A 12715-nucleotide genomic window follows, 5' to 3' on the forward strand; every position below is an offset into this window, starting at 1 on the left:
CATGACCGACCCCACCCGCACCGAGCCCACCGGTTTTGATGGAAATCAGCCCCAACCGCCCGACCTGTGGGCGCGAACAGCTACTGAAACAGAAGCAAAAAAGGCGGTCTCCAGCACACCGGGCTGGGAGCGCGAGCTGCTCGAAAAACTCGTCCTGGGCACCCTGGCCGAGCAGCGCGCCGCCAGGCGCTGGCGCAACTTCTGGCGCTTTGGCTGGCTGGCGCTGATCACCTTGATCATCTGGGCCGCCTGGCAGCGCGACCTGTCCAGCACCAGCAAGAGCACGCCGCACACCGCGGTGGTGGATGTCAAGGGCGAGATCGCCGCCGGCGCCGAGGCCAGCGCCGAGTTCGTCGTCGCCGCCATGAAGAGCGCCTTCGAGGACCCGGGCTCGCAGGCCGTGGTGCTGCTCATCAACTCGCCCGGCGGCAGCCCGGTGCAGGCGGGCATGATCAACGACGAGATCACCCGCCTGAAGGCCAAGCACAACAAGCCCCTGTACGCCGTGGTCGAGGAGACCTGCGCCTCGGCCGCCTACTACATCGCCGCGGCGGCCGACGAGATCTACGTGGACAAGGCCAGCATCGTCGGCAGCATAGGCGTGCTGATGGACGGCTTTGGCTTCACCGGCACCATGGAAAAGCTGGGCGTCGAGCGCCGCCTGCTCACCGCCGGTGAGAACAAGGGCTTTCTCGACCCCTTCAGCCCGCAGTCGGCCACGCAGCGCGGCTATGCGCAGCAGATGCTCGATCAGATCCACCAGCAGTTCATCGAGGCCGTGAAAGAGGGCCGGGGCGAGCGCCTGAAGGCCACGCCCGAGACCTTCAGCGGCCTGTTCTGGACCGGCCAGCAGGCCGTGGACATGGGCCTGGCCGACCAGTACGGCACCCTGGACTACGTGGCGCGCGAGGTCGTCAAGGCCGAGGACGTGATCGACTACACGCGCCGCGACAACGTCGCCGAGCGCCTGGCGCGTAAATTCGGCGCCACCTTTGGCGAAACCGTCCTGCGCGGCATGCGGTCGGCGCCGGCGCTGCGTTGAGTGCATGAACACAGCGCCGCATGCCGGCCTGGAGCTGGAGCGCCATGTCGTACCGCAGCGGCTGCACTCTGGGCGGGTTTGTCTAACTATAAAAACAATAGCTGTTGGCGCTTGATGGGTGCTGGTTTTAATTGATTTTCATCATATATAACTTGCCTGCCGCGCGCATTTGTGCATGAACACCGCAACCGCCATGCGTGCGCTGACCCTGTCCCTGTCTCCCGCGGGCCATCTGTCATGCTTGCCCGATCCTGACGCAGCGGCCCTGCCCGAGGGCTTGCACGAGCCCATTGCCGCTGCATTTGCCGCGGGCGCGGGGCCAGGTCTGCTGCAGCTGGGCGGCGCCTGCGTCACGGCGGCCCTGCCGCCGGTCTGGGCCTATTGGCGGGATCTGGCCACGCGCTACTTCACGGCCCTGTGCACCGCGCAGCAGGGCGATGCGCCGGACCTGCCCCGCGTGCCCGCGCCCGATGCGACGGCCCTGCAGGCGCTGGTGCTGAACGCGCCGCCCATGACCGGCGCCGAATACCTGAGCGCGGACGCCCTGGCGGCACTGTGGGGCGAGATCGAGGCAGCGTTGCACGCGGCCTGCGCGGCGGCCGGGCTGCCCCTGGGCGAATACCTCAAGGCCCAGTACCCGGCCTGGAACCTGGTCGGCCGCGTGCACTTCAACCTGGCGGAAAACCGCAAGGATCCCGAGGCCCCGTTTGCCTTTTTGGCCACCTACACCACGCGCCTGTCGGCCCATGGCAAGGCCCAGCATGTGCCGCTGGCGCAGGCGCTGAAAGAATTTTCCGGCACGCGCCAGAAGGCGCAGCTGCTGTCGCTGCTGCTGCCGGTGCAGTGCGCCGCCGCAGACTGCGCATGGATCGCCGAGATGGTGCAGGCCGGCGAGATCTACCACCCGCTGCGCTGGGAGGTGGCGGACGCGCTGCGCTTTCTGCAGGATCTGCCGCGCATGGAGGCCGCCGGCATCGTGGTGCGCATGCCGGCCCAGTGGCGCAGCGGCCGCCCCGCGCGGCCCATGGTGCGCGCCGCGCTGGGCAGCCAGATTGCGGGCGGCGTGGGTCTGGACGCTATGCTCGACTTCCGCATGGACGTGAGCCTGGACGGCGAGCCGCTCACGCCCGATGAGGTGCGCAAACTGCTGGGCAGCGCCGATGGCCTGCAGTGGATACGCGGCCAGTGGGTGCAGGTGGACGCGCGGCGCCTGTCCGGCCTGCTGGAGCGCTTTCGCCAGCTGGAGCAGGAGGCCGAGGGCGGCATGCCGCTGGCGCAGGCCATGCGCCTGCTCTCGGGCGCCACGCTTGGCCAGGACGCACCCGACCCCGACTGGAGCGCCATCAGCGCCGGCCCCTGGCTGGCCGAGGCGCTGCGCGGCCTGCGCGATCCTGCTGCCCTGGCCGCCATCGATCCCGGCCCGCTGCTGCATGCCCAGCTGCGTCCCTATCAGCAGGAGGGCCTGCGCTGGCTGCACTTTTTGACGCGCTTGGGGCTGGGCGCCTGCCTGGCCGACGACATGGGCCTGGGCAAGACCATACAGGTGTTGGCGCTCTTGCTGGTGCTGAAGAAGACCGCGCCGCATGCCGGCCCCAGCCTGCTGGTGGCGCCGGCCTCGCTGCTGGCCAACTGGCAGCAGGAGGCCGAGCGCTTCGCCCCCAGCCTGCGCTGCCTGCTGGCCCATCCGTCGGCCATGGCGCGCGCCGAGCTGCAGGCGCTCGATGCCGATGCGCTGGCGGCTCACGACCTGGTCATTACCACCTACGGCCAGCTGTCACGCACCCCGGCCCTGGCCGCGCAGCGCTGGCGCCTGGCGGTGATCGACGAGGCGCAGGCCATCAAGAACCCGGCGGCGCAGCAGACCCGCGCGGTCAAGAAACTGCAGGCCGGCACGCGCATCGCCCTCACCGGCACGCCGGTGGAAAACCGCCTGTCTGACCTGTGGTCCATCTTCGACTTCACCCATCCCGGCCTGCTGGGCAGCGAGCGCGTGTTTGCCCACTTTGCCAAGCGCCTGGGCGAAACCGGCCAGTACGCGCCGCTGCGCAGCCTGGTGGCGCCCTACATACTGCGGCGCCTGAAGAGCGACAAGCGGATCATTGCCGACCTGCCCGACAAGACCGAGGTCTCTGCCTGGTGCAGCCTGAGCGCCGTGCAGGTCACGCATTACCAGCAGGCCGTCAAGGCCCTGGAGCAGGCGCTGGACAAGTCCGAGGGCATGGAGCGCAAGGGCCTGGTGCTCTCGTTCTTGATGCGATTGAAGCAAATCTGCAACCATCCCTCGCAATGGCTGGGCGACGGCGCCTGGGCGCCCGAGGCCAGTGGCAAGTTTGCGCGCCTGCGTGAGATCGCCGAGACCGTGGCCGCGCGGCAGGAGAAGATGCTGGTGTTCACCCAGTTCCAGGAAACCACGGCGCCGCTGGCGGCGTTCCTGGGCGGCGTGTTTGGGCGCGAGGGCCTGGTGCTGCATGGCGGCACGCCCGTGGCGCGGCGGCGCGAGCTCGTCAAGCGCTTCCAGCAGGACGAGCAGCTGCCGTTCTTCGTGCTCTCCATCAAGGCAGGCGGCTCCGGGCTGAATCTGACCGCCGCCTCGCATGTGGTGCACTTCGACCGCTGGTGGAACCCGGCCGTAGAGAACCAGGCCACCGACCGCGCCTACCGCATCGGCCAGCACCGCAACGTGCTGGTACACAAATTCATTACCAGGGGCACCATAGAAGAGCGCATCGACGCGCTGATCCAGGCCAAGCAACAGCTGGTGCAGGATGTGGTGGAGGGCGGCGGCGAAATCAACCTCACCGAAATGAGCGACGCCGCGCTCATGGATCTGGTGAAACTCGACATCAATGCGGCAGGGGTGTAACCATCATGGGCTGGGACTACAAACCGTATGTCAGCGTGGCCGCGCGTCGGGCGCAGGCGGACAAGGCGGCGAAAAAGGCCGCCAAGGCGGGGCACGCCTGGAGCCCCGTGACGGTGCAGGGGCGCAGCATCGCCAAGACCTTCTGGGGCAAGGCCTGGTGCGACAACCTGGAGGCCTACAGCGACTTTGAAAACCGCCTGCCACGCGGCCGCACCTATGTGCGCAATGGCTCGGTGGTGGACCTGCAGATCCAGCCCGGCAAGATCACGGCCAGGGTCACGGGTTCAGAGCTGTACCAGATCGTGATCGACATCACGGCACTGCCCAAGGCGCAGTGGCAGGCGCTGGTGCAGGACTGCACGGGCTCCATTGCCACGCTGGTCGAGCTGCTGCAGGGCAAGCTGTCGCAGGCGGTGATGGAGCGCATGTGCAAGCCGCAAACGGGCATGTTTCCGGCGCCGCGCCAGATCAAGATGGCTTGCTCCTGTCCCGACTGGGCAGGCATGTGCAAGCATGTGGCGGCCACGCTCTATGGCGTGGGTACGCGTCTGGATGAAGAGCCGCAGCTGCTGTTCACGCTGCGCCAGGTGGACGCGGGCGACCTGCTCACGGCCCAGGCCGCCGTGTCCCCCGCCCGGGCGAAAAAGCCGGCCAAGGCCAGGATGCTGGCCGACGCGACGCTGGCCGATGTGTTTGGCTTGGATATGGCCGTGGCGGATGCGCCGGCCGAGGCAACAACCGATAAGCCCATGTCTGCCAAGCGCGCCAAAAAGGCCGTGGTGGAAAAGGCCGCGGCGCCAGCAGCCAGGAAGGCCGCCGTGAAAAAGCCCGCAGCCAAGAAGGCTGTTGCCAAGAAGGCTGCGCTGCCTGCCGCAAAGAAGGCTGTAGCCAAGAAGGCCGCGACCGGCAAGCCCGCGGCGAAGAAGGTCAGCGCCTTGTAGCAGTGGCTGGCCGCACCGGTTCCGCCAGGTGGCCAGACCTCATTGCCCCAGGGCAAACACTACCGGTACGTGCTTGTCGGGCGGCGCCGGGTTCAGCGCGCGCCATTGCGCCACGCTGCGGCTTTGCACCTGTGCCTGCGCCAGCGTCAGGCCGGCGGCGGTGGCCAGGCGCGTTCCGGGCTGTAGATGCTGCAGCAGCGCCTGCCACAGCGCGGCGTTGCGGTAGGGCGTCTCTATGAACAGTTGCGCCTGTCCGCTCTTGAGCGCCAGGGTTTCGAGCTGGCGCAGGCGCTGGGCGCGCTCGGCTGCGTCCTGGGGCAGATAGCCGACAAAGGCGAAGTTTTGGCCGTTCAGGCCGCTGGCCGCCAACGCCAGGAGCAGCGACACCGGGCCCACCAGCGGCACCACGCGCGCGCCCAGCTCGTGCGCGGCGCGCACCACCGAGCTGCCCGGGTCGGCCACGGCGGGCATGCCGGCCTCGCTTGCCAGGCCCATGTCCTGCCCCGCCAGCAGGGGGGCGAGCAGCGCCCTGGCATCAAAGCTGGCGCTCCCCTTGGCGCCATGGTCGCCCTTCTTGTGCACCTCGCGCGGCAGCTCGGTGATCTGCTGCTGCTGCAGGGGCAGGGCCAGCGGGTGCAGGTCGGCAATGCGCTTCAAGTAGGCGCGGCAGCTCTTGGCGTTCTCGCAGATCCAGTGGGTGAGCTGCGCCGCCTGGCGCAGCGTGCCGTCCGGCAGCACCTCGGTCAGCGCCACTTCGGCGTCGCAGCCAAAGTCCAGCGGGGCGGGTACCAGGTACAGCGTGCCGATCTTGGGCGCGCTCATGGCAGCACCAGCCCGGCGGCGCGCAGCATGCGGCAGGTGCGTATCAGCGGCAGGCCGATCAGGGCCGTGGGGTCGTCGCTGTCTATGGCGTCTAGCAGGCTGATGCCCAGGCCCTCGCTCTTGGCGCTGCCGGCGCAGTCGTAGGGCTGCTCGGCGCGCAGATAGCGTTCGATCTCGGCGTCGTCCAAGGAGCGAAAGCGCACCTGCACCGGCGCCAGATCCACCTGCTCGAAACCCATGGCCTGGCAGACCACGGCCACGGCGGTCTGGAAGATCACGGTCTGGCCGCTCATGCGGCGCAACTGGGCCGTGGCGCGCTCGTGGTTGCCGGGCTTGCCCAGGGGCTGGCCGCCGAGGTCGGCCACCTGATCCGAGCCGATCACGATGGCCTCGGGCCGCAGTGCCGCAACGGCCCTGGCCTTGGCCAACGCCAGGCGCAGCGCCAGGGCGTGCGGTGACTCTTCAGGCAGCGGGGTTTCATCGACCGCGGGGGCGGCCACCTCGAAGGGCAGGCCCAGGCGGCCCAGCAGGTCACGCCGGTAGCGCGAGGTCGATCCCAATACCAGGTTGCAGGGCGGGGGAGGGGATTGCAGCATGTTCCGATTCTCTTACACTGCCTGCCATGACCAAGGAACATTCTCCCGACCGGCTGGACGTCAAGGCCTTTGCGAAGGCCGGCGGCCACCTGTCCGGTCATGACACCCTGCTCAAGTACAAGCGCCTGGCCGAAGAGGGCAAGGGCCTGCATCCCGACCTGCGCGTGGACTGGATGGCCGACGGCGAGTTGCGCACCACCCATGGCATGGACGGCCAGGTCTGGCTGCGCCTGAAGGCCAGCGCCAGCCTGCCCCTGATCTGCCAGCGCTGCCTGCACCCGGTGGACGTGCCGCTGGAAGTGGAGCGCGAGTTCCGTTTCGTGGCCGACGAGGCCACGGCCGAGGCTCTGGACAGCGAGAGTGAAGAAGACCTGCTGGTGCTGAGCCGTGAGTTCAACCTGCACGAACTCATAGAAGACGAACTCATCATGGTCTTGCCCGTGGTGCCGCGGCACAAGCGATGCCCGTCGGCGGTGAAGCTGGCATCGAGCGACGAGGACTTCGAGCAGGCCAATGCGCAAAAGCCCAATCCCTTCGCGGCCCTGGCCGGTTTGCACAAGGACAAGCCGCCAGCGGAGTGACTCCAGTCTGGCGCAAGGCAGGGTACAAACGCATTTGGCATATAATGGCAGGCTTCGCGCGAAACCCCCTCGTGTCTTCAATGGGCTGATCGCGTTTTTTACCAACCCCTGCAAGACCCTAGGAGCCAATCATGGCTGTTCAGCAAAACAAGAAGTCCCCTTCCAAGCGCGGCATGCACCGTTCGCACAACGCCCTGACGGTGCCCGGCATTGCCGTGGAACCCACCACCGGCGAAACCCATCTGCGTCACCACATCAGCCCCAACGGTTTCTATCGTGGTCGCCAGGTGCTGAAGAACAAGTCTGAAGCCTGATAGCAGACTGCGCAATCTCGGGCCCGTTGCTACAATTTAAGTAGCGCGGGCCTTTGTTATTTTGGCTCGCGCCAAGATTTTCAGACCACCTGACGGATTGATTCTCCGCCGATGACCACTCTGGCTGTTGATTGCATGGGGGGCGACCACGGCCCCGGTGTCACGCTTGTCGCGTGTCGCCAGTTTCTGGACAAACACCCCGAGGCGCGCCTGCTGCTGGTCGGGCAACCCGCAAGCCTGCAGGCGTTCACGCATGAGCGCGCCTCGGTGGTCGCGGCCTCGGAGGTCGTGGCCATGGATGATCCGGTCGAGGTGGCCCTGCGCCGCAAGAAGGATTCGTCGATGCGCGTGGCCATCCAGCAGGTCAAGGACGGTGCGGCGCAGGCTGCGGTGTCGGCTGGCAACACCGGCGCGCTGATGGCCATTGCACGCTACCTGCTCAAGACCCTGGACGGCATTGACCGCCCGGCCATTGCCACGCAGATGCCCAATGCCCAGGGCGGCGCCACCACGGTGCTGGATCTGGGCGCTAATGTCGATTGCACGGCCGAGCATTTGCTGCAGTTCGCCGTCATGGGCTCGGCCCTGGTGTCGGTGCTGCAGGAACGCGAGGAGCCGCTGGTCGGCCTGCTCAATATCGGTGAGGAAGTCATCAAGGGCAGCGAGGAGATCAAGCGGGCGGGCGAGCTGCTGCGCTCGGCAGCCGGCGCCGGTGATTTGAACTTTCACGGCAACGTCGAAGGCAACGATATCTTCAAGGGCACGGTGGACATTGTGGTCTGCGATGGCTTTGTCGGCAACGTGGCGCTCAAGGCCAGCGAAGGCGTGGCCGCGATGATCATTGGCGGGCTCAAGCAGGAGTTCAAGCGCAATATCTTCACCAAGCTGGCGGCGGCGGTGGCCTATCCGGTGCTGTCCGCCCTGATGCGGCGCATGGATTACCGCCGTTACAACGGCGCCGCTTTGCTGGGCCTGCGCGGCCTGGTGTTCAAGAGCCACGGCTCGGCCGACGTGCTGGCATTCGAGCAGGCTTTGAACCGGGCGTATGATGCGGCCCGCAACAACCTGCTAGACCGCGTCCGTGCGCGGGTTGCGCATGCGGCGCCCCTGCTGGCTACGGCAGACCAGCCGCGCGCATCCTGAACGGTGGCGGCCCCCTATTGATGAGACGCTATTCCCGCATTGCCGGCACCGGCAGCTATCTGCCGCCGCGCCGCGTGACCAACGATGACCTGGTGGCCCAGCTGGCCGGGCAGGGCATAGAGACCTCTGATGAATGGATCGTGGAGCGTACGGGCATCCATGCGCGCCATTTCGCCGAACGCGACGTGAGCAGCAGCGACCTGGCGCTGCAGGCATCGCTGCGCGCACTGGAGGCCGCCGGCCGCCAGGCGCAGGACATCGATCTGATCATCGTCGCCACGTCCACGCCGGACATGGTTTTCCCCTCCACCGCAGCCATCCTGCAGCACAAGCTGGGCATTACCAATGGTTGCCCGGTGTTCGATGTGCAGGCCGTATGCAGCGGCTTTGTCTACGCGCTGACGGTGGCGGACGCGATGATCCGGTCCGGTGCCGCCAACCGCGTGCTGGTCGTGGGCTCCGAGGTGTTCAGCCGCATCCTTGATTTCAACGACCGCACCACCTGCGTGCTGTTTGGCGACGGCGCCGGCGCCGTGGTGCTGGAGGCTTCCGACCAGCCGGGCATCCTGGCCAGCCAGTTGCACGCCGACGGCAGCCATGTGGGCATTCTGTGTGTACCCGGCAATGTCTATGGCGGCGAGGTAATGGGCGATCCGCTCCTCAAGATGGATGGTCAGGCCGTGTTCAAGCTGGCCGTGGGCGTGCTTGAAAAGGCTGCCCGCGCCACGCTGGACAAGGCTGGCCTGACGGAGGCCGACATCGATTGGCTGATTCCGCACCAGGCGAATATCCGCATCATGCAAAGCACGGCGCGCAAGTTGAAGCTGCCCATGGACAAAGTTGTTGTCACGGTGGCTGAGCATGGCAATACCTCGGCGGCCTCGATCCCGCTGGCGCTGGATCACGCCGTGCGCGCGGGCCAGGTCAAGCCGGGGCAGACGGTGCTGCTCGAGGGCGTCGGCGGTGGTTTCACCTGGGGTGCGGTACTCCTTAAAATGTAGCTGTTTGCGCTTGTTCTATGGGCGTTACAGGCCTTTTTTACTGAATAAACCATGGCTCAATCTTTTGCATTTGTCTTTCCCGGCCAGGGCTCCCAGGCCGTGGGCATGCTCGACGCCTGGGGCGAGCACCCTGTGGTGGCCGAGACGCTGCGCGAGGCCTCCGACGCATTGGGCGAGGATGTCGGCGCGCTGATCCACGCCGGTCCCAAGGAGGCCCTGGCGCTGACCACCAACACCCAGCCGGTGATGCTGGTGGCCGGCGTCGCCGCCTGGCGCGTGTGGCGTGCCGAGGGCGGCGCGCTGCCTGCGTTCGTGGCCGGGCATTCGTTGGGTGAGTATTCGGCGCTCGTCGCTTCGGGCGTGTTGACTCTGTCGCAGGCCGCGCCCCTGGTGCGCCTGCGTGCCGCAGCCATGCAGGAGGCCGTGCCCGTGGGAGCGGGCGCCATGGCCGCCATTCTGGGCATGGATGCCGCCAAGGTCATTGCTGGCTGCGCCGAGGCCACGGCCGGCTTTGGTGCCGGATCGCCCGAGGTGGTGGAGGCCGTGAACTTCAACGACCCGGCGCAGACCGTGATCGCCGGCAGCAAGGCCGGCGTGGACAAGGCCTGCGAGCTGCTCAAGGCGGCAGGCGCCAAGCGCGCCCTGCCGTTGCCCGTGTCGGCGCCGTTTCACTCCAGCCTGATGAAGCCAGCAGCCGAAAAACTGCGCGTGGCGCTTGCCGCGCTGGAACTGGCCGCGCCGCAGATTCCCGTGCTGAACAACGTGGACGTGGCCGTGCAGCAGGACCCTGATGCCATTCGCGATGCCCTGTACCGCCAGGCCTTCGGCCCTGTGCGCTGGGTCGAATGCGTGCAGGCCCTGAAGGCGCGCGGCGTCACCCATGTGATCGAATGCGGGCCTGGCAAGGTGCTGGCCGGCATGACCAAGCGTATAGACCCGGAGCTGGTCGGCGCCCCTCTGTACGACCCGGCCACGCTGGCCGAAATCAAGGAATTGCTGGCATGAGCGAGTCCACCCAACCCCAGATTGCGCTGGTCACCGGCGCCACGCGCGGCATTGGCGCCGCCATTGCCACTGAACTGGCAGCACGCGGCTTGCGCGTGATCGGCACGGCCACCTCCGACGATGGCGCGGCGCGCATCAGCCAGGCCCTGGGGCCCCAAGGCGGCAAGGGCGTGAAGCTCAACGTGACCGACGGTGCCGCCGTGGATGCGCTGGTGGATGCCATCGTGAAGGAATATGGAGGCCTGCATGTGCTGGTGAACAATGCCGGCATCACGCGCGACACCCTGGCCATGCGCATGAAGGATGAGGACTGGGACGCCGTGCTGGACACCAATCTCAAGGCGGTGTTCCGCGTCAGTCGTGCGGTCATCCGCCCGATGATGAAGCAGCGCTTCGGGCGCATCATCAGCATCACCAGCGTGGTCGGCGCCTCGGGCAACCCCGGCCAGGCCAACTACGCGGCGGCCAAGGCCGGCGTGGCCGGCATGACGCGCGCCCTGGCGCGCGAACTGGGCAGCCGCGGCATCACCGTGAACTGCGTGGCCCCCGGCTTCATTGCCACCGACATGACCGCCGACCTGCCCGAAGAGCAGAAGAAGGCTCTCAAGGCTCAGATCGCCATGGGTGACCTGGGCCAGCCCAGCGACATTGCACATGCCGTGGCCTATCTGGCTTCGAGCGGTGCCGGCTATGTGACGGGGCAGGAATTGCACGTCAATGGCGGCATGTACATGTAGTTGAACCAAATTAACGCCGGATAGTCCGTGCGGCGAGCCAGCTAGGGGTCTTTGCCCGAAGCGGCTAGAATCGCGGATTCATTCACAACCCCCCGAGGGAAACTATGAGCGATATCGAAGCACGTGTCAAAAAAATCATTGCCGAACAACTCGGCGTGGAAGAGTCTCAAGTCACCAACGAAAAGGCCTTCGTGGCTGATCTGGGTGCCGACTCGCTGGACACGGTGGAACTGGTGATGGCACTGGAAGACGAATTCGGCATCGAAATCCCTGACGAAGACGCAGAAAAGATCACCACGGTGCAAAACGCCATCGACTACGCCAACACGCACCAAAAGGCCTAAGTCGCTGCGGCCCCGGTGTTCAGCGGGGCGCAGCACTCGATCAGCAAAGGTTTAACGCATGAGCCGTCGTCGCGTTGTCGTGACCGGCCTGGGTTGCGTCAGTCCCGTGGGCAACACGGTGCAGGACTCCTGGGCCAATATCCTCGCCGGAAAGTCCGGCATAGACCTCATCACCAAGTTCGACACGTCGAACTTTGCCTGCAAGATTGCCGGCGAGGTCAAGGGTTTTGACCTGGAGTCCTACATCAGCGCCAAGGATGCGCGCACCATGGACAGCTTCATCCATTTCGGCATTGCCGCGGCTCAGGAGGCGGTGCGCGACGCCGGCCTGCCTACCGGAGAGGCACTGGATGAAGAACTGGCCACGCGCATAGGCTGCATCATCGGCTCAGGGATAGGTGGCCTGCCGCTGATCGAGAACACCCACGCGGAGCTGACCAATCGAGGCCCGCGTCGCATCACGCCGTTCTTCGTGCCGGCGTCCATCATCAACATGGTGGCGGGCCATGTGTCCATGCGTTTCGGCTTCAAGGGCCCCAATCTTTCCGTGGTGACGGCCTGCACGACCGGCCTGCACTGCATTGGCGAGGCGGCGCGCAAGATCGAGTATGGCGATGCCGACGTGATCGTGGCCGGTGGCGCCGAGGCCACCGTGTCTCCGCTGGGCGTGGGCGGTTTTGCTGCCATGCGCGCCCTGTCCACGCGCAACGACGATCCGCAGACGGCGTCCCGCCCCTGGGACAAGGGCCGCGACGGCTTCGTGCTCGGCGAGGGCGCGGGCGTGCTCGTGCTCGAGGAATACGAGCATGCCAAGGCACGCGGCGCGCGCATCTACGCCGAGGTCACCGGCTATGGCATGAGCGCCGACGCCGGCCACATGACGGCACCCAACATGGACGGCCCGCGCCGCGCCATGCAGGCGGCGTTGCGCAATGCCGGCCTGAATGCCGACCAGGTGGACTACCTGAATGCCCATGGCACATCCACGCCGCTGGGCGATCTGAACGAAACCAATGCCATCAAGGCCGCGCTGGGCGACCATGCCAGGAAGATGGTGGTGAGCTCCACCAAGTCGATGACCGGCCATCTGCTCGGTGGTGCCGGCGGCATAGAGAGCGTGTTCACCGTGCTCGCGCTGCACGAGCAGAAGGTGCCGCCGACGATCAACATCTTTGAGCAGGATCCGGAGTGCGACCTGGATTACTGCGCCAACACCGCGCGCGACATGAAGCTGAATGTCGCGGTGAAGAACAACTTTGGCTTTGGCGGCACCAACGGCACGCTGGTATTCCAACGCGTCTGATTGCCGTGGGCAAGCGCTTGCTT

13 protein-coding genes are annotated in these 12715 nt (G+C 66.6%); 11 read left to right on the top strand and 2 right to left on the bottom strand.

What is annotated here, in order from left to right; all coding sequences use genetic code 11:
* The first annotated feature begins 1 nt into the window (after nucleotide 1).
* The 3 genes from P4826_RS18935 to P4826_RS18945 all read left to right on the top strand — a co-directional run bounded on the left by P4826_RS18935 (nucleotide 2) and on the right by P4826_RS18945 (nucleotide 4846).
* Nucleotides 2–1042, top strand: a complete 1041-nt coding sequence (locus P4826_RS18935; RefSeq protein WP_317701888.1) for a S49 family peptidase — start codon at nucleotides 2–4, stop codon at nucleotides 1040–1042.
* Nucleotides 1043–1217: 175 nt separating this feature from the next.
* On the top strand, nucleotides 1218–3905 hold the full coding sequence (locus P4826_RS18940; RefSeq protein ID WP_317701889.1) for a DEAD/DEAH box helicase: 2688 nt from the start codon (nucleotides 1218–1220) through the stop codon (nucleotides 3903–3905).
* Between the two features lie 5 nt (nucleotides 3906–3910).
* On the top strand, nucleotides 3911–4846 hold the full coding sequence (locus P4826_RS18945; RefSeq protein WP_317701890.1) for an SWIM zinc finger family protein: 936 nt from the start codon (nucleotides 3911–3913) through the stop codon (nucleotides 4844–4846).
* Nucleotides 4847–4885: 39 nt separating this feature from the next.
* Here P4826_RS18945 and P4826_RS18950 read toward each other — a convergent pair whose 3' ends face one another.
* The gene (locus tag P4826_RS18950) at nucleotides 4886–5668 is read right to left on the bottom strand and encodes an SAM-dependent methyltransferase (RefSeq protein WP_317701891.1); all 783 of its coding nucleotides are present in this window, start codon (nucleotides 5666–5668) and stop codon (nucleotides 4886–4888) included.
* Nucleotides 5665–6264, bottom strand: coding sequence for a Maf family nucleotide pyrophosphatase (locus tag P4826_RS18955; protein ID WP_317701892.1), 600 nt, complete (start codon nucleotides 6262–6264; stop codon nucleotides 5665–5667). Before P4826_RS18955 ends, P4826_RS18950 begins: the two co-directional genes overlap by 4 nt.
* 26 nt (nucleotides 6265–6290) lie before the next feature.
* Between P4826_RS18955 and P4826_RS18960 the strand changes: the two genes are divergently transcribed.
* From P4826_RS18960 to fabF, 8 genes are all read left to right on the top strand, one after another.
* On the top strand, nucleotides 6291–6845 hold the full coding sequence (locus tag P4826_RS18960; protein WP_317701893.1) for a YceD family protein: 555 nt from the start codon (nucleotides 6291–6293) through the stop codon (nucleotides 6843–6845).
* A gap of 131 nt (nucleotides 6846–6976) precedes the next feature.
* A complete protein-coding gene (gene rpmF / locus P4826_RS18965; protein ID WP_011794326.1) occupies nucleotides 6977–7159 on the top strand; it encodes a 50S ribosomal protein L32 in 183 nt (60 codons plus the stop codon).
* A gap of 111 nt (nucleotides 7160–7270) precedes the next feature.
* The gene (plsX, locus tag P4826_RS18970; RefSeq protein WP_317701894.1) at nucleotides 7271–8302 is read left to right on the top strand and encodes a phosphate acyltransferase PlsX; all 1032 of its coding nucleotides are present in this window, start codon (nucleotides 7271–7273) and stop codon (nucleotides 8300–8302) included.
* Nucleotides 8303–8322: 20 nt separating this feature from the next.
* Nucleotides 8323–9303 (top strand): beta-ketoacyl-ACP synthase III, encoded by a 981-nt coding sequence (locus P4826_RS18975; RefSeq protein ID WP_317701895.1) that lies wholly within the window; start codon nucleotides 8323–8325, stop codon nucleotides 9301–9303.
* A gap of 51 nt (nucleotides 9304–9354) precedes the next feature.
* Nucleotides 9355–10308: an ACP S-malonyltransferase gene (gene fabD / locus P4826_RS18980; RefSeq protein ID WP_317701896.1), complete on the top strand. Its 954-nt coding sequence runs from the start codon at nucleotides 9355–9357 to the stop codon at nucleotides 10306–10308.
* Entirely contained in the window at nucleotides 10305–11045 is a 741-nt protein-coding gene (gene fabG / locus P4826_RS18985) for a 3-oxoacyl-ACP reductase FabG (protein ID WP_317701897.1), read from the top strand. The genes fabD and fabG overlap by 4 nt, the downstream gene beginning before the upstream one ends.
* A gap of 104 nt (nucleotides 11046–11149) precedes the next feature.
* A complete protein-coding gene (gene acpP / locus P4826_RS18990; RefSeq protein ID WP_003058049.1) occupies nucleotides 11150–11389 on the top strand; it encodes an acyl carrier protein in 240 nt (79 codons plus the stop codon).
* Between the two features lie 58 nt (nucleotides 11390–11447).
* Nucleotides 11448–12692 carry a beta-ketoacyl-ACP synthase II gene (gene fabF, locus P4826_RS18995; protein ID WP_317701898.1) on the top strand — a complete coding sequence of 415 codons (1245 nt, stop codon included), beginning with the start codon at nucleotides 11448–11450 and terminating at the stop codon, nucleotides 12690–12692.
* The last annotated feature ends 23 nt before the right edge of the window (nucleotides 12693–12715 follow it).

The organism is Diaphorobacter limosus (genome assembly GCF_033100095.1).
Classification (GTDB): domain Bacteria; phylum Pseudomonadota; class Gammaproteobacteria; order Burkholderiales; family Burkholderiaceae_C; genus Alicycliphilus; species Alicycliphilus limosus.

Excerpts from the sequence above, each read along its gene's own strand:
- P4826_RS18975 (WP_317701895.1), top strand. The coding sequence starts at position 8,323 with ATGAGACGCTATTCCCGCATTGCCGGCACCGGCAGCTATCTGCCGCCG.
- P4826_RS18940 (WP_317701889.1), top strand. The coding sequence starts at position 1,218 with ATGAACACCGCAACCGCCATGCGTGCGCTGACCCTGTCCCTGTCTCCC.
- rpmF (WP_011794326.1), top strand. The coding sequence starts at position 6,977 with ATGGCTGTTCAGCAAAACAAGAAGTCCCCTTCCAAGCGCGGCATGCAC.
- fabD (WP_317701896.1), top strand. The coding sequence starts at position 9,355 with ATGGCTCAATCTTTTGCATTTGTCTTTCCCGGCCAGGGCTCCCAGGCC.
- fabF (WP_317701898.1), top strand. The coding sequence starts at position 11,448 with ATGAGCCGTCGTCGCGTTGTCGTGACCGGCCTGGGTTGCGTCAGTCCC.
- acpP (WP_003058049.1), top strand. The coding sequence starts at position 11,150 with ATGAGCGATATCGAAGCACGTGTCAAAAAAATCATTGCCGAACAACTC.
- P4826_RS18960 (WP_317701893.1), top strand. The coding sequence starts at position 6,291 with ATGACCAAGGAACATTCTCCCGACCGGCTGGACGTCAAGGCCTTTGCG.
- P4826_RS18950 (WP_317701891.1), bottom strand. The coding sequence starts at position 5,668 with ATGAGCGCGCCCAAGATCGGCACGCTGTACCTGGTACCCGCCCCGCTG.
- plsX (WP_317701894.1), top strand. The coding sequence starts at position 7,271 with ATGACCACTCTGGCTGTTGATTGCATGGGGGGCGACCACGGCCCCGGT.
- P4826_RS18955 (WP_317701892.1), bottom strand. The coding sequence starts at position 6,264 with ATGCTGCAATCCCCTCCCCCGCCCTGCAACCTGGTATTGGGATCGACC.
- P4826_RS18935 (WP_317701888.1), top strand. The coding sequence starts at position 2 with ATGACCGACCCCACCCGCACCGAGCCCACCGGTTTTGATGGAAATCAG.
- P4826_RS18945 (WP_317701890.1), top strand. The coding sequence starts at position 3,911 with ATGGGCTGGGACTACAAACCGTATGTCAGCGTGGCCGCGCGTCGGGCG.
- fabG (WP_317701897.1), top strand. The coding sequence starts at position 10,305 with ATGAGCGAGTCCACCCAACCCCAGATTGCGCTGGTCACCGGCGCCACG.